Source organism: Clostridium sp. DFI.1.208 (assembly GCF_024463855.1).
In the GTDB taxonomy this organism is placed as follows: domain Bacteria; phylum Bacillota_I; class Bacilli_A; order Erysipelotrichales; family Erysipelotrichaceae; genus Clostridium_AQ.
The window spans coordinates 24,249-40,028 of sequence record NZ_JANGCA010000023.1 but is presented as its reverse complement, the minus strand read 5'-3'; the positions used below and the strand labels follow the sequence as shown (position 1 = coordinate 40,028).

The 15,780-nt window shown below is 39.5% G+C and carries 20 protein-coding genes; 6 read left to right on the top strand and 14 right to left on the bottom strand.

Annotated elements, in window-relative coordinates; genetic code table 11:
• Positions 1–3 precede the first annotated feature (3 nt).
• The 12 genes from NE665_RS12915 to NE665_RS12860 form a co-directional block, all read right to left on the bottom strand.
• On the bottom strand, positions 4–288 hold the full coding sequence (locus NE665_RS12915) for a hypothetical protein (protein WP_117443774.1): 285 nt from the start codon (positions 286–288) through the stop codon (positions 4–6).
• Positions 278–610 (bottom strand): hypothetical protein, encoded by a 333-nt coding sequence (locus NE665_RS12910; protein WP_117443775.1) that lies wholly within the window; start codon positions 608–610, stop codon positions 278–280. Before NE665_RS12910 ends, NE665_RS12915 begins: the two co-directional genes overlap by 11 nt.
• The gene (locus NE665_RS12905) at positions 598–993 is read right to left on the bottom strand and encodes a helix-turn-helix transcriptional regulator (protein WP_117443776.1); all 396 of its coding nucleotides are present in this window, start codon (positions 991–993) and stop codon (positions 598–600) included. The genes NE665_RS12910 and NE665_RS12905 overlap by 13 nt, the downstream gene beginning before the upstream one ends.
• Positions 990–1,172: a hypothetical protein gene (locus NE665_RS12900; RefSeq protein ID WP_117443777.1), complete on the bottom strand. Its 183-nt coding sequence runs from the start codon at positions 1,170–1,172 to the stop codon at positions 990–992. The genes NE665_RS12905 and NE665_RS12900 overlap by 4 nt, the downstream gene beginning before the upstream one ends.
• Positions 1,169–1,609: a hypothetical protein gene (locus tag NE665_RS12895; protein ID WP_117443778.1), complete on the bottom strand. Its 441-nt coding sequence runs from the start codon at positions 1,607–1,609 to the stop codon at positions 1,169–1,171. Before NE665_RS12895 ends, NE665_RS12900 begins: the two co-directional genes overlap by 4 nt.
• Complete coding sequence (locus NE665_RS12890; RefSeq protein WP_117443779.1) at positions 1,596–1,823, bottom strand: hypothetical protein; 228 nt, start codon at positions 1,821–1,823, stop codon at positions 1,596–1,598. The genes NE665_RS12895 and NE665_RS12890 overlap by 14 nt, the downstream gene beginning before the upstream one ends.
• Complete coding sequence (locus tag NE665_RS12885) at positions 1,820–2,143, bottom strand: hypothetical protein (RefSeq protein ID WP_117443780.1); 324 nt, start codon at positions 2,141–2,143, stop codon at positions 1,820–1,822. The genes NE665_RS12890 and NE665_RS12885 overlap by 4 nt, the downstream gene beginning before the upstream one ends.
• Entirely contained in the window at positions 2,136–2,429 is a 294-nt protein-coding gene (locus NE665_RS12880) for a hypothetical protein (protein WP_117443781.1), read from the bottom strand. The genes NE665_RS12885 and NE665_RS12880 overlap by 8 nt, the downstream gene beginning before the upstream one ends.
• Positions 2,430–2,653: 224 nt before the next feature.
• Entirely contained in the window at positions 2,654–2,869 is a 216-nt protein-coding gene (locus NE665_RS12875) for a hypothetical protein (RefSeq protein ID WP_117443782.1), read from the bottom strand.
• 36 nt (positions 2,870–2,905) lie between these two features.
• Positions 2,906–3,649, bottom strand: a complete 744-nt coding sequence (locus NE665_RS12870; protein ID WP_117443783.1) for an ORF6C domain-containing protein — start codon at positions 3,647–3,649, stop codon at positions 2,906–2,908.
• Positions 3,650–3,664: 15 nt separating this feature from the next.
• A complete protein-coding gene (locus NE665_RS12865; protein WP_117443784.1) occupies positions 3,665–4,369 on the bottom strand; it encodes a phage antirepressor KilAC domain-containing protein in 705 nt (234 codons plus the stop codon).
• A gap of 15 nt (positions 4,370–4,384) precedes the next feature.
• Positions 4,385–4,612 carry a DUF739 family protein gene (locus tag NE665_RS12860; RefSeq protein ID WP_117443785.1) on the bottom strand — a complete coding sequence of 76 codons (228 nt, stop codon included), beginning with the start codon at positions 4,610–4,612 and terminating at the stop codon, positions 4,385–4,387.
• Positions 4,613–4,771: 159 nt separating this feature from the next.
• Here NE665_RS12860 and NE665_RS12855 point away from each other — a divergent pair, with 159 nt between their 5' ends.
• From NE665_RS12855 to NE665_RS12845, 3 genes are all read left to right on the top strand, one after another.
• The gene (locus NE665_RS12855; RefSeq protein ID WP_117443786.1) at positions 4,772–5,638 is read left to right on the top strand and encodes a helix-turn-helix domain-containing protein; all 867 of its coding nucleotides are present in this window, start codon (positions 4,772–4,774) and stop codon (positions 5,636–5,638) included.
• Between the two features lie 142 nt (positions 5,639–5,780).
• The gene (locus NE665_RS12850; protein WP_178759964.1) at positions 5,781–6,989 is read left to right on the top strand and encodes a tyrosine-type recombinase/integrase; all 1,209 of its coding nucleotides are present in this window, start codon (positions 5,781–5,783) and stop codon (positions 6,987–6,989) included.
• 158 nt (positions 6,990–7,147) lie between these two features.
• Positions 7,148–8,923 (top strand): ABC transporter ATP-binding protein, encoded by a 1,776-nt coding sequence (locus NE665_RS12845; RefSeq protein ID WP_178759963.1) that lies wholly within the window; start codon positions 7,148–7,150, stop codon positions 8,921–8,923.
• Positions 8,924–9,021: 98 nt separating this feature from the next.
• Here the strand turns inward: NE665_RS12845 and NE665_RS12840 are convergent, their stop codons facing one another.
• On the bottom strand, positions 9,022–9,390 hold the full coding sequence (locus NE665_RS12840; protein ID WP_117443790.1) for a nuclear transport factor 2 family protein: 369 nt from the start codon (positions 9,388–9,390) through the stop codon (positions 9,022–9,024).
• A 64-nt stretch (positions 9,391–9,454) separates the two neighbouring features.
• Positions 9,455–11,398, bottom strand: a complete 1,944-nt coding sequence (locus tag NE665_RS12835; protein ID WP_117443791.1) for a PRD domain-containing protein — start codon at positions 11,396–11,398, stop codon at positions 9,455–9,457.
• Positions 11,399–11,750: 352 nt separating this feature from the next.
• Here NE665_RS12835 and NE665_RS12830 point away from each other — a divergent pair, with 352 nt between their 5' ends.
• The 3 genes from NE665_RS12830 to NE665_RS12820 are packed head-to-tail and all read left to right on the top strand — an operon-like array spanning position 11,751 to position 15,780.
• Entirely contained in the window at positions 11,751–14,393 is a 2,643-nt protein-coding gene (locus tag NE665_RS12830; RefSeq protein ID WP_117443792.1) for a PTS fructose transporter subunit IIA, read from the top strand.
• A 14-nt stretch (positions 14,394–14,407) separates the two neighbouring features.
• Positions 14,408–14,722, top strand: a complete 315-nt coding sequence (locus NE665_RS12825; protein ID WP_117443793.1) for a PTS fructose transporter subunit IIB — start codon at positions 14,408–14,410, stop codon at positions 14,720–14,722.
• Positions 14,723–14,742: 20 nt separating this feature from the next.
• Entirely contained in the window at positions 14,743–15,780 is a 1,038-nt protein-coding gene (locus NE665_RS12820; RefSeq protein ID WP_117443794.1) for a PTS fructose transporter subunit IIC, read from the top strand.

Here is a 15,780-nt window from a genome sequence, read left to right as displayed (position 1 = left end):
CTATTACTCCTGTGAAAGCGCGCATTCGATATGCTTTTCTTCTGCTTGCATTTCTACCAGATGGTGAACCAGAGTGTTTATGTTTTCTTCCATCTTCGTAGCTATCTTTACCGTTTTCGCATACATATCCTCACGGCCGTATAAGTCAGCCATGAAGTCTGTAGCAAAGTCGATATGAATATCCTTGTCTGCTTTAATGTTGTATTCCTGTTCGTATTTTGTACCATCGTCAAATAACTCCACACCGATACGCACAGCGTTATTGTTGTAGTCTAAGTTAAGCTTCATTTATCTTACCCTCCCTGATAATATCGTTTCTCTCATCTGATTCAAATTCCGCTTCCGCTCCGTCTGTGAACCAGTTTACATTATGGTCGGATATTTCTATCCAGTGCATCTTAACGCCTTGCTGTGAGTCTGTTTCAGGCCATCCTGGACGTGTTTCATACCGTACCATCATTTGTTCGTTAGTAATTGCCAATACGACACATTCCAAAGGAAGCCACATGCTCCCGTTATAATACAGAAAATAGATTGGTGTTTCGCAGCTCATGATATCCAGTAGGAACTCTGAACCGACTTTAGCAATGCTTTCACTTACTCTATACATAAGAATGCCTCCCTAAACGCTGAAAACTCTACTTCCGGTGTTAACAATTCTGCAATTCTTTCTAGTGTTGCATCATCCAGCCTTCTACAATAACGTTCTACCATCCAATAGGTAAATACATTCACTCCCACTTTATGCGCTGTATCGCGCAGGGAAAGCCCCTGAATGAGTCGTTTTCTTTTCAAAAACGGATATGTGTTCTTTCGCTCAACATCTGAAACATTTTCAATATTAAATATCAGACAGATTTGTGTGATGACACCGATTGCAAATTCACCAGTATTATCTTCCAGCGCTTTATACTGCTTCCTAGTGATACCCAATAATTTAGCCATTGATTTTCTAGAGATACCGAACTCTTTTCTTCTCTGCTTGATTTTCATACCTTCCATCCTTTCTTCCACATCTGTAATGATATGTCATACAATTTTTTTAAATCGCTGTCGGATAATTCAAGCATCGTTCTGTTGATCCACTTGATACGCTGTTCTCTTGTGACAGGCTTGTAGTCCTTGCTCTTACGATACTTTTCATTCAATGCGTTTATCTGTTCATTCGTCATGCCTGATAACTCCCTTCTGCTTCCGGAATCCTCATAGCTTTTCCATAACCCAAGTAAAAGGCAAGGTCGAATATATCCATCGGATCCATTGCACCATCTAAAATCTCTAGTGCTTCATCCAGCGTGCAATCATTTTCGGGTAAGACATGAGCCTTTACTTTATCTGCATATTTGCGTAAACCATTGTTGAGGTGCTCTTTCTTAGTGTCGTCGGGTTCGTCCGTAGATGCTTCTTTTTCAATCAGTTTACAGATAGCGCAAGCAAATCCATCTTGTCTTGCTGCTCTAACATCGTCAACAAGGCGATATACAAGCTCATCATTCTGCTCTCGTGTTAAAGGTAGATTTCTAATAAATTCACTCGTTGCTTTGAACTGCTGCTTGATTTTCTCATTGTATTCTGGTAATTCAATAACGACATCATCAATATTTTGCATTGGACACCTCCATAATCAACTCTTGGTATTTGCTTCTTAGACGATCCAGCGCATCACGCTGGATATTCAAAACTGAATAGAGGGCTGCGTCAATAGTTTCCTCATTGTTGTATAAATAGCCTTTGATACCATCCTTCACTACCATTAAAAGCGATATGGACATTTCCAAAGTAGCGATTTCATCCTCTAAATCACGTATTTCAATTTTCTTCATGATCGCAACTCCTTAGGAGTCACCTGAACAAAAAAATCATCCGGGTCTTCTCCATTCTTTTGTAATTCTTCTCTTGATTCCTCAATTCTGGCGATTAGTTCACCCTGTGTTTCCCCGGTGATTTCCATCATGTCCTGCAGGCTGAAATATTCATGCTCACCAGTTGCATTGGATAACGCCATTCTTAATCCGTTGTAAATCATTGTGTAAAAGAATCCGTGTTTCTCGCCATCTTTGATAAACCGACCAATCTTCAAACGAGTATAGCCATACTTACCGTACTTGGAAAGCAGCTTATCAAGCACCTCATTTCTAGTCATGTAGTACCTCCTGATGCAATGATTTCTCATGTATGCATCGTCTTATAACATTCTGCATTACAGATTTGATTTCATTGTATCTCTCATATGCTATCGCCTTGCCGTCATTATAGGAAAGCTCCATGTTTACATACTCAATACGTAAATCCGATTTCATAAATGCTTTAGCAGCTTCGTAGCCTGCTTTTGCGTAATCCCATATTTCATAAAGCATTGATCCTAATACAGCCATATCAATGTGAACGCATGGCTGTTGGCCAGGCATCCCTCTATTAAAATTGCTCATTCGTCCACCTCCTCGAAAAGTGGATTCTCATGTCTAATCAGACATTTTGTATAATAGGCGATACAGTATACACATGCTGAAATGCATATGATATCGGCCAAAATACGCATATTTATATTCATTTTTCATTTCCTCCTTGAATAATCAGGAGAAATCTTGCTATACTATAGATGTGTTTATAGTACAGGAGATTTCTCCTTCGGATGTTTAATGAGGTCGAGACATTAAGCATCCTTTTTTTGTGATTCATTATCTTTTATTGTTGTTTCGTCATTGTAGAGACGTTCGTTAAAATAGCGCCTAGAGACTTTTCCTTCAATAGTAAAGAATCCTTTTTCTCTAAGTTCTTTATTTAATTGTCTTATGACATCATAGGCCTTAGTTTGTTTGATTCCCATTATTTCCTGAATGTCGTCAGCATTTAGATACTGCTTCGCCATGCTTACCTCCTTTTCTTCTTGTCTTGTGAGGACATTTTAATTATTAGAATCCAGATCCATTTCCTGCTGTTTGCAGTTATTGGATAAATCAATGCTTAACTGCAGGTCGTAGCTTGGATACCAATTTTCAATCAGCGATAAAGCTTCATTATATTTGACCTTGGGGATATCAGCATATTCTGAAATGTCATAATGTTCGTATAAGAAGTTGTATACGGCTTTATATACTCTTTTGCTGTTTTCTTTATAAGCGATGGTCTTTATCCCACCACATGCAGAAGCAACGGCACTGTGGATTGCACCTCTGATTTTGCGGCGCTGGCTAGTGTTAATTTTAGTCGTATCCTCCAGTACAGCAATTCGCTTATCCTGCTCAACGAGTTTCTTATCATGCATTAGAAGTGCTTGCATTTCAATAGACAAATTCTCCATAGGAATGATGCCGTTTTCTTTATTTGAATAATGACCTGTTTTTCTGATCTCCGGAATAATTTCATAAGCTATCTTTCTTTGAAATTCCTTTGCAGCTTCATTGTTTGCCTTCATAGCAAGCATATAAAACACCTGTTCTGGAATGTAGTCAGTGTCCCCACATGCAGGTGCATTTAATTCCTGCAAATATTTTCTTACTCTTGACCATCTGATAACTTCGTTGCCACTTGTGGCTACGGTAGTAAATCCGAGCCCCCTCGCTACGTCCTCTAATTTCAAATATGCTGTTCCATCTGCTTTAAGATAGCAGTGAACACCGTCGAATGTTAAAATACTTTGTTCTGCCATTTATAGACCTCCTTTCTATGTATTAAATCCACTGCATAATTTATTGACAAAGTAAATCTGTCCTTTTCCGGTAATCTTTGGTGTTTTCGTGATTCTCACACTGCCATCCGGATTGTTGACTGTCCGCTCTTTAATTTCCATGAGACCTAAATCCATAGACTTCTGTGTTGGCATGTTGTAATTCTCACCTTTTGAGCAAAGATATCCTTCCTCTCTCATCCAAGCGAATAATCTATTCTGTCCCATGTCACGACCATTCTGCTTTATGAGCTTAGCTAATTGTCCAATCAAAATACTATCGTCACTTGTTTTAACAGCACTTGCGAACAATGCCAGAGGTTTCATTTCTTTGTTTTCTGTTCTCAATGTCTGTAGTTCTCTTTGTGACATTTGCAGAGCTCTTGCCATAACTTTCTGTGGACTGTTCCAATCGTCTTCAATTTGGATGAAATACTGTCTTGCCAGCTTACCTTTTTCGTTACGCTGAATCATAGCGATTTCTTTCGCCATTTCGATAGTAATCTGATAATCAGTAGCCGGTCGACCTCCTGTACTTTCTTCCAGAAATGGAACAAAGTCTTTTGCTTCCTCAAATCCATATTCGCACATACGTCTGAACCATGTTGTGAAATTACTTTCAATTTCCAAGAATCCATGTAAATCTCTTGCCAGTACCGTTATACGGTCGTTGTCATATTGTAACTTGATTAGTTCCTGCATATAGCCCTCCATTTGTTAAAAGTTTTGAACTTCATTCATAAAAAAATATTCTGCAATCTTTTTATTAGGGATTTCAAGCAAATCAATGGCCTTGCAAATGTCTTTCTGCGTCCAGATTCTCTCTCCTTTTAATTTTAGAGACAGTGTTCTTTCAGACCAATTCATTGCTTTTGCAAAAGAATATTGATTTCCGTATTTCTCTATTATTTTTCCTCTCAATTTGCTGTAATCGAAACGGGTCATTTACATCCTCCTTTCAAGTTCAATCATTTGAACCGATTACATAATATAACAATAAATAAGATAAGTCAACCACAAATTCAATATTTTGAACTTAAAACGTTTTGATTATTGAACTTTCGTATAATATGTGTTATATTCATAGTACAAGGAGGTGATAACGTGAAAAAAGAAACGACATCCGTTAGGTTAAAAAAAATTATGGAAGATAGAAAACTCAGACAAATTGATATTTTGAATTTGACAAAACCTTTCTGTAATGAATATTCTGTCAAAATGAATAAATCAGATATAAGTCAATATGTATCAGGGAAAAATGAGCCAAATCAGGAGAAACTATTTGTTTTAAGCAAAGCTTTAAATGTAAGCGAGGCTTGGTTGATGGGATATGATGTTCCTAGTAAACCAGTTAAAGAACTTAATAAAAATATATTCATATCTAATCTTAATTTAATGATGATAATTCAGATGGAACATCTAGGCGAGTATAAATATGATAGCTTACACATTGATAAAGAAAGATTAAATCAATTGCAATTAGGAAAAGTTGAACCAACTGTCGAAGAAATCAAATCTTTGGCAAAAGCATTTAACATTGATGAAGAAATTCTATTAGCTACGGATCTTACATCTGCTGAGGGGAAACCTCTTTTAGATAAATGGCTAGAAGACTTAAAATCATGGGATTTGATGGATATAGATTTTGCCTTAGAGGATGAAGGAATAATCGAAGCAAAAAAAAGTGCAATCTATCAAATAATGAGACATATTGGTGTTCTTAATATCGATTGCATGAAAGATATATATAATTATGTAGTAAATAAAAGCATTGAACCAGAGAACTTGGATAAAAATTCTGTTTTCTTTCAATATATTATTTACAAAGATGAAGATATGATTCCTGTAAACAAATCGGAATATTTAGCTATAAATAATGAAATCAAAAAAATAAAGGAAGAAAGTAAAAAATTATTAGAAGACAGTGAAAATATTAAGAAAGTATTAAAAACGATTGTTAATAATAAATAAAAACACCCCGCGCTGGAACGCGGAGTGAATAGCGGTACTGGAATACCGCTGTATAGAAAAACAAAAAGTCCTCACAAGACATAATGGTTTTTCTATACCCAATTTTACCATATATTCATTATGAAAGAAAGAGGGTATGAAAATGAAAAGACGTCCAAAAGGTATGGGGTGTGTTGCATTCCTCGGAACCGGTCGCAGGAAGCCGTATGTGGCTACTTTAAAGAAAAAGTGTATTGGAACATTCAAAAGTGAAGCTGATGCTCAGAAGGCTTTGCTAGGGGTTGTATTGAATCAATACGCTTTATATCCTGACTATACGCTGAATCACGCATCCATGCAAAAAGAATATATACATTTTATTTACGATATGCAGTCCTCCAAAGCATTACCTGATTGCGTCGAAGATTTTCCAGACATGACTATATACAACGATTTATTCAAATCTAAACTTTTGACAGAAGGAAAATTGATATTACAGAAAGATCGAGTGATGATTTCTGATGATATACCTACATTTGAAGAGATATGGAATAAAGAATTTGAAAGACTCGGACAAGGAAAATCAAAAAGCTGGGACAGTTCAGTTAAAACAGCATTTAAACATTTACAGCCTGTACATGATATAAAAATAAACACCATAAGTGTAGACAAATTACAGCATTGCTTCGATATACAGATGCAAAATGGTAGTGGAATATCTAAACTAACCCACATGAGAAACGTTTGCAATATTGTTTATAATTATGCAAGGAAAAAGAAATTGATTTCAAGAGACGATGATCCAACGGAATATATTGAATATAAAGCAACAGCTGAAAAACGTGCTGTCAGAAGAGTATTCACCATAGATGAAATGTACAAATTGATTTGCGATAATACGGATAAAAGTAAATTGATTTTGTTATTTATTCTGACAGGTATGAGACCGGCAGAATTGCTTGACCTCCCAAGATCAAAAATATATCTGGACGAGCATTACCTTATAGGAGGTATTAAGACAGACGCAGGCAAAAACAGAATCATACCATTACATAGGGATGCCGTTTTTATCGTTAAGTATTTTATGGAAACCTATAAATATGAATATCTATGTTTCGATAAAGGAGCTAGGTATACTTATAAAAAATATATGAAAATTTTCCACGATAAAATGGAAGAATTAGGCCTTAACCATAGTGAACCATATGATACCAGGCACACATTCGCTACTATAGCAAAAACTGCACATGTGGAAGAAGGTGCAAGGCAGCTTATAATGGGGCACGTACGACAAGGAACCACAGATAAAAATTACACACATGAGCCATTAGAATTTCTTTTAACAGAGATTAACAAGATAAATATTTGTTAGACTATTGTTAAACTAACATATACAAAACATATGAAATTAACGTAAACTATGTAAATGAATAAAAATAAACGTCTTATTTTGTAATGAGTGGATATGATTTGTAAGCAACTTTCAAATCGTGTATAATAATGCAGTATGCGAAATGGAGGGATTTTTGAGTGGAAGTTATGAAGAAATTTATAAGCTACTATAAGCCATATAAGACTGTATTCTTTCTTGATATGTTCTGTGCACTTGTGATCAGTGCAGTGGATCTTGCATTTCCACAGATTCTGAGCTATCTGAATACTACATTTTATATTCAACCGAAGGATATGATTATGGACAGTCTGCTTCTGCTTGGTGCAGGACTGCTTGTAATGTATATCGTTCGTGCAATCTGCCGGTATTATGTAACAGCACAGGGACATATTATGGGAGCACGTATGGAGAGCGATATGCGTCAGGATCTGTTTGATCAGTTTGAGCGGCTGTCCTTCTCCTACTATGACCGGAACAATACCGGTGAAATGATGAGCAAGCTGGTTTCTGATTTGTTTGATATTTCAGAGTTTGCGCATCACGGACCGGAAAATGTATTTATCTCGCTATTGAAAATTATCGGTTCCTTTCTATTACTGCTGTACATCCATGTACCGCTGACCCTGATTCTGATTGCAGTAACGCTAGTTATGCTGATATTCAGTATGCTGCAAAATAAGAAAATGCAGGCAACCTTTATGGATAACCGCCGTAAGATTGCCGGTGTCAATGCAAGCCTGCAGGATTCTCTTGCCGGTATCCGTGTTGTGAAATCCTTCGCCAATGAAGATATTGAGCGTGATAAATTTTCTCACAGCAATCAGCTGTTTCTACAGTCCAAGACGAATAACTATTACCGTATGGGACTGTTCCATGCCGGGAATAATTTCTTTCAGGGAATGCTGTATCTGACAATTCTAGTTGCCGGCGGTTATTTTATCGCCAATGGAACACTCGATCCAATTTCTCTTGCGACCTATGCACTGTATATCAACATCTTTGTGGCACCAATTGAGGTTCTGGTTGAATTTACAGAGATGTTTCAAAAGGGCTATTCCGGCTTCAAGCGATTTCTGGAAGTCATTGAAACAGAACCGGATATTCAGGATGCACCGGATGCGCAGGAGCTGAAGGATGTTCAGGGTGTCATCGATTATGATCATGTGACTTTCTCCTATAATGATGAAGAGCATGTTTTGGATGATGTTTCTATACATATCGAAGCAGGCCGTTCCATTGCTCTGGTTGGACCAAGTGGCGGAGGAAAAACGACAATCTGTTCCCTGCTTCCAAGGTTTTATGATGTAAAAAACGGAGCTGTGCGTGTGGATGGACAGGATATTCGATCGCTGACACTGGAAAGTCTTCGTAAGGCAATCGGTATCGTTCAGCAGGATGTTTATCTGTTTACCGGAAGCGTAAAAGAGAATATTGCATATGGAAAACCGGGATGTACAGATGAGGAAATTATTGAGGCCGCAAAAAAAGCAAATATTCATGATTTCATCATGGGACTGCCGGATGCCTATGATACCTATGTCGGTGAGCGAGGTACACGACTTTCCGGAGGTCAGAAGCAGCGTATCAGTATTGCCCGCGTCTTCCTGAAGGATCCGAAAATATTGATTCTGGATGAGGCCACAAGTGCACTGGATAATGAAAGTGAACGGCATATTCAGAAAAGTCTGGAAGAGCTGGCAAAGAACAGAACCTGTATTACGATTGCACATCGTCTTTCCACCATACGCAATGCAGATGAAATTATTGTTATCTCTGAAAATGGTATGGAGGAAAGAGGAACACACAATGAGCTGCTTGCGAAGGGCGGCACCTATGCCAAATATTGTCATATGCAGTTTGAAGGTCTTGATTTTGATGAACAGACACGTGAGACCCTTCATTCCAGACAATAGACTAAAAGCACGGTTATGCACCGTGCTTTTTTGTTACACTTCCTGTAATGACGATATCCTTCCTTCTGATGCTCAGCAGGCTATAAACACGATCTGTGTTACGGCAGTCTTGAATAATGCACATGCACCAGCTTCTTACCTTGCGGATAGCTGCGATAAATTTGTGTTTCTCTGCCCTTATTCACAATGCATTCCCCACTTTCCTTCATCGTCGCATGCAGCGTCCAATAAAAGCGTACAATCGTGATATCACAGAACTCCTGAATTTTGACATCATCCTGTCGCAGATCACGCGTTTCATACTGTGCCATCGCTCCGTGATAGAAGGATGTGAGAATAGCCTCGAGTCCTTCCACTTCACCCTTGGGGAAAATCATGGAGCACTCATCCTGATCACTCCATACCTCACGAATGAGCGAATCGCTACAGGTATTCACTGACTGTATATAGTTTTCCAGTTCTTTCATACGTTACCACCTCAATATAATCGTACGCACAGCTGGAAGGATTGCAAGAACAAATTTAAAAAGCTTATGCTTTTTGTTCGGTATCGAACAGATATTTTCTGATTTCCTCAAGACTGTTGCAGCTTTTCAACATATGCGTCTGTTCATCATCAGAAACAATCCGAACAATGCGACGAAATATTTTACTGTATTCCGTACTGATATCCTCACCAATCGCAGCAAAGAATACAAGGTCAACAAGCTGATCATCCCATGCTATTGTATGGTCGAGCTTAATAATCAGTATCACGGAATTCTTTACTGCTTTTTTTGTACCATGCGGTACGGCAACACCACGTCCGATTGCAGTTGATGAATACTGTATTCTATCATAGACGGACTCTTCAAATGATGCTGTAACATATCCGTTATTCAACAAATAGGTACAATATTTATGGATGAGAGATTTGCGATTTTCACAGCTGTCCTGAAAATAACAGAGATAGCTGTCAAACATGGTACGCAGCTCCAGGGTATGCTTGATTTCTCTGGCAAAAATCCAGTGCCGAATTTGGGCGCTTGATGTTTCTGTAAACAGGTGATCGATATTTATGATATTGGATGCATGCAGCCGATGGGTGGTAGCATTCAGTATGAGATCATGTTGATTCTCCAGCTCTTTTGATATTTCATCACTACGTATGATTTTTACGATTTCTATTTCACCAAATGATGATTCCACCATACTTTTTATATAGGATTCAAATGTAATACCGGCATCACAAATCAATAAGCAGCGTATGGAACGGATATTTTTGGAGCGATTCAAGGCTCCGACAATATGAAGACAGATAAATCCAAGCTCATTGGCATCGAAATAAATGTGCTCCTTCTCTTCAATTTTGTCAATCGTTGTCATAATCGCTACATAGACCTCTGTATACTTCGTTTTGATTGCTTCCAGCAGAGGATTCTCACTAGAAATACCATACTTCATTCTCCGTATAGCTGGCTTCATATGGTTGCAAAGATTTTGTTTGAGCTGTTTATCCTCCGACAGGTCGACATTCAGACGTTCTGAGACCAAATATATAAATTTTTCCAGCATGACATTATCCAAATCCTGAAACTGTTCCTGATTTTGCTGCTTACGGGTTGAAAGTATCACTCGTTCCAGATAATATATTTCCTCCTCGGGAAGAGATACATGAAAGGCCTGCTCCAATTTCAGTTTCATGATCGTTGCTACATAGTATTCCTGTAGATCCGTGCTGATGGTTGTCTGTTTTTGTACAGACCTATCAATGCGACAGCGTGTCAGCAATATACAGCATTTGAGAATAAGCATACCGAAATCATAATCACAGTAATGGGTATTTAGATTGATTTCCGATGATTTGACAATCGGAATTATCATACGAATCATCTGTGCATCAAATATAGCTTTCATTTTCTGATATACTTCATCCGGAAGTCGAACATCCAGATCATTGTGCTGATATTCCTGAATCGGCAGGGTTTCCACATAACGATAAAAAAGATTTCGGATTTGCTCCTCCGGTCCCTCCAGTGATAATCCAAAGCTTGCTCGCTTTTGAAGCTTACAATCATATTTCTCTGCAATCTGTTCTACTTCTTCTAAAACAGGCATGAGTGATGATTTTGAACGATATATCGCATCCGCAATTTCCTCCATACGAATTGCATTTCTATAAGTTAAAAGCATATGCAAAACAGTATGTAAATCACTTCCCTTTTCCAATGGTGCAGAGGCTTCAAAGCGATTTAATTGCAGCTGTCGATAAATCGCCTCTCTCTGTTTTTGTGTGCAGTGAAGACATATGCCGATATTCGGTTTTTTTATCAGCGAGGCTCCATGAAGAAGCGGCAGAAAATTCATGTCCTGAAGGTCACTGTGTATCGTGCGCGGAGATACCGAAACCTGTTTGGCAAGCTCTGCTACAGTTAGAAATTTCTGTTCTTCTAATAGGATACTCAAAAGTTCCATCCACCTTTGTGTTTTTTTCATGATAAGCCTCCAGTTCACTGTCTTTCTCTATATGTTATCACCCATTGATAATACGCCAGGAGCCGGCAGCACGCAGGTTATTTGTAATCCTTGTAATAATGATACAGGCTTTGTATATTTCAAATATCCTGCAATCCCTGCAAGGAGCACATACGGAGGTGAGTGCTGTCAGTCAGTAAATAACAGCACCTGGTTTTAGCTTTCTTCCATAGAAATTATATCATAGTTTCCAAATATAGCTGTCTGGAAAAAATTGCAGGAATTCCTGCGAATGTTGAAAAAAGGTAATGACTTTCTCTGTTGAATGTTGAAGATACCAGTTGATATAGTAGAGATGCAAGGAGGAACAGCAATGAAGAAAACAGCACATTGTATTCATCATACACATTGGGATCTGATCTGGTATTTCACAGCACAGGATGCAACCGTTCAGCTGTGCTATAATATCAAGGAGATGCTGGAAGGCTTTCGTAGCGGAAGAATAACGGATTTCTTCTTTGACGGACAAAGTGCCCCGATTGATGAATACAGAAAGCTTCACCCGGAGGACGAGGCATACATACGATCTCTGGTTAAGGAAAAAAAGCTGATGATTGGCCCTTTTCACTCACAGCTTGACTGCTTTATCTGCAATGGTGAATCAGTAATCAATAATCTGCGACTTGGCATTCAGTCGGCAAAAGATCTCGGTCATATCTCCAGAGTAGCCTATCTGCCAGATTCCTTTGGTCATTCCTGGGATTTTCCCAAGATATTTCATCAGTTTGGAATAGAGGATTTTGTTATAACGCGCGGTGTAGGAGATGATTACAACCTTGGCAGTGAATTTTATATGAAATCAAATGATGGCAGTGAGCTGCTGGTATGCACGATGATTGCAGGCTACGGATATGGCTGCTACGCATTCCGCAACGGCACATTATTCGATGAGTCTGCTCTTGATTACAACAAAATCAGTGTACAGCATTTGATTGAGCGGCTCTTATCCTACTCTACTCTTGATCAGGAATTTGTATTTCCGCTGGGCTTTGATCAAAATCCGGCGATGTTGGATATACCCAAACGGATTGCGGACTATAACGCACAGCAAACAGATATTGAATTTGTATCAACAACTTGGCAGGAGTTTTGTAATCATGTAAGAGAGCATGGTCAGAATTTAAAATGCCATGAGCATGAATTATTTTCAACGCAGTATCATCGTGTGCATCGCTCCATTTTTTCAGCGCGCTCCGATATCAAAGCATTGCAGGATGCCTGTGAGCGGAAAATCACTTATGGTCTTCAGCCGCTGATGGCAATGCTTGATGCACAGGGGATACCGTATGACCATGGTCTCATTGATGAGATATGGAATCGACTGTTGCGCTGTCAGACACATTCCTCTGCGACACTGACGGATGAAACGAATGATTATATTCAGCAGGAAACACAGAATGCCTACAATTTGATCACTTCCAATACGATATATCTAATGAAGCTATTATCCCTGTCCCTACAAAGGACAGAGGAGGGCTATCCACTGCTTGTATGCAACACACTCCCCTATACAAGAACACAGACCGTACATACAACCGTACAGACAGGTAAGCCTGACTTCCGAATTCTACAGGATGGAAAAGAACTGCCGTATACACATATAGCGACAGTAAAAAAGAATTGTGGTGTTTTACGAAAGGATATCCGAAATATGGATCCTAAGGGCTATTATTATGAAACTGAAATTATATTGCAGATTGATGATATGAAGGGGTTTTCCTATCAAACACTATATGTTCAGGATATTGATCAGCCATCTGCCTGTTATGAACTGGCGCAGGTTCCATTTATTGAAAATACCCGATTCCGTATCCATAAGGATGCAGAGGGTGTACATGTCTTTGATTATTGGAGTAATAAGGAACATCGTAGAGCTATCTATCTGGAGGAGTCGGGTGATGAAGGAGACAGCTTTGATTATTCTCCTCCAGAATATGACTGGATTCTTACGGATGCGTTTGAATATGCAGAAGTTTCCTGCGTACAAAACATGACCTACAGCTGCATGACCTTGACAGGTACTATGGAGATACCCCAAAATCTAAAAAATAGAAAAGATAGAATCCTAACTTCCGGTATGCATTATAAAATCAAGCTTGAGCTGATCGATACGGCTACTATCCGTGTTTCAGGAACCATAGATAATTCCGCAGTAGATCATCGTGTACGGCTGGTTTTCACCGGAAAAGCACCGCACTCTTACTCACTTGCAGGAACACAATACAGCTACATAAAACGCGAAAGCGCCCCGGCAGCTTTACATACCTGGAAAGCGGATGGCTGGTTTGAAGAGCCTAGTCCGACATGGCCCTTATTAAATCATGTATCTGTAGAAGATGATGAAGTCATGAGTGTTATGACGAAAAGCAGTAAGGAATATGAATTGATAGACGAAGGAAAAAAGGACATCGCAGTCGTATTATTCCGGTCATACGGTGCTATGGGATATCCGGATCTGCATCGTCGTCCGGGTAGACCCAGCGGTTTGGACTACATGATCTTTCAAACACCGAAATGTCAGATGCTGAAGGAAAACAGTTTTGATCTGGCTTTGACGTGGTATGAAAGCTATGACGGTAATCGTATATGCCAGGATTACATTCACTATGCCTGCCCGCAAATCTGTTTTGAAGGACAGCATTTTGATAAATCAGTACATCCAATATCCTATTTTCCTACCAATCCACTAGAGCATAGGCTTCCGGATTCCTGGAGCTTTCTGAATATGGATGAGCTTCAGGGCTGCTTCGGTTCCCTGGTCAAGGAAAAAGATCACTGGCTTCTTCGCCTGTATAACAATGAAATAGAGCCGGTATCCTGCGGTATAATACATAGTGATGAACCACTTGTATTCACACAGACTACACTGGATCATGCAATACACAAACCACTATCCAATGAGCTGGAACCTCTGCGTAAGGGAGAGCTCAGAATGATACAGATAGAAAGAAAATAAAGGAGGATTTGTTTATGAAACGCATTATTGGAGTATGTGCCTGCCCGGCAGGAATTGCCCACACGTATATGGCCGCCGAGAATCTGGAACGGCAGGGAAAAAAGCTGGGCTTTCAGGTAAAAATTGAAACAAATGGTTCCGGAGGGGTAGAGAACCGATTGAGTGAGGAAGATATCAAGGAAGCAGACTATGTGATCATTGCGGCAGATACCCGTGTGGAAATGGAGCGATTCAGAGGGAAAAAGCTCCTGGAGGTTTCTGTGACAGATGCCGTAAGAAAAGTAGAAAGTGTATATGAAAAACTGAATGATTCATTAAAAGAATATTAAATGAGAAAGAGGAGAAAATTATGAATTGGAAAAAAAGCTATAATCATCTGATGTCCGGTGTTTCTTACTTCCTGCCATTTGTTGTAGGTGGTGGAATTATGCTGGCATGTGCATATCTGTTTGATTTTCAGAATGCCAACACGGCAACCTTCGGATCATCCAATGTTTTCGTTTCCTGGCTAAATCAGATTGGCGGATTGGCAATGGGATATATGTTTCCAATTATGGGAGCTTATATTGCTTATTCCATAGCTGACCGTCCGGGGCTTCTGACCGGTATGGTTGCCGGTGCATTGGCAGCAAACGGAGGCTCCAGTTTTCTTGGCGCAGTCATCGGTGGCTTCGCAGCCGGTTATATTATTCTCGGTTTGAAAAAAATGACTGCCGGGATTCCCCGATCTCTGGAAGGAATAAAAACACTGCTGATATTCCCAATACTGGGTCTTGCATTAACAAGTCTTGCCATGCTGGCAATCAATTCCGTCGTTGCCCCAGTCAGTAATGCACTGACAGATTTCCTTTCCAGTCTCAGTGGTACGAATGCTGCACTGCTCGGGGCAGTAATCGGTGCTATGCTGGCACTTGATCTGGGCGGTCCCATCAACAAAACTGCATATTTATTCTCTGTTGCAACACTGACAGCAGCAGATGGAGGAACAGTTCCATCGGTTGTCATGGCTTCCTGTGGCTGCAGTGCAATGGTCATTGCGACAAGCTGTGCTGTCGCCTGCACCCTGTTTCCTAAAAAGTTCAGTGAAAATTTGCGAGGGGCAAAAATCGCCGCATATATCATGGGACTCAGTTTCTTTGTAGAAGGAGCCATTCCCTTTGTAGCAGACCGGCCTAAGAAAATTCTTCCTTCCTTATGTGTTGGTGCAGCAGTAACGGGAGCTCTGGTAGCCATGTTTGGAATTACACTTTCTGCACCAATTGGTGGTCTGGAAACATTGCTTCTTGTCAGCAATATCCCGTTGTATCTGTTATCCTTTGCGGCAGGAACAGCTGTCGCAGTCTGTATGATTTATCTCTTCATCAGAAATGAACCGGATCAGGAGTAA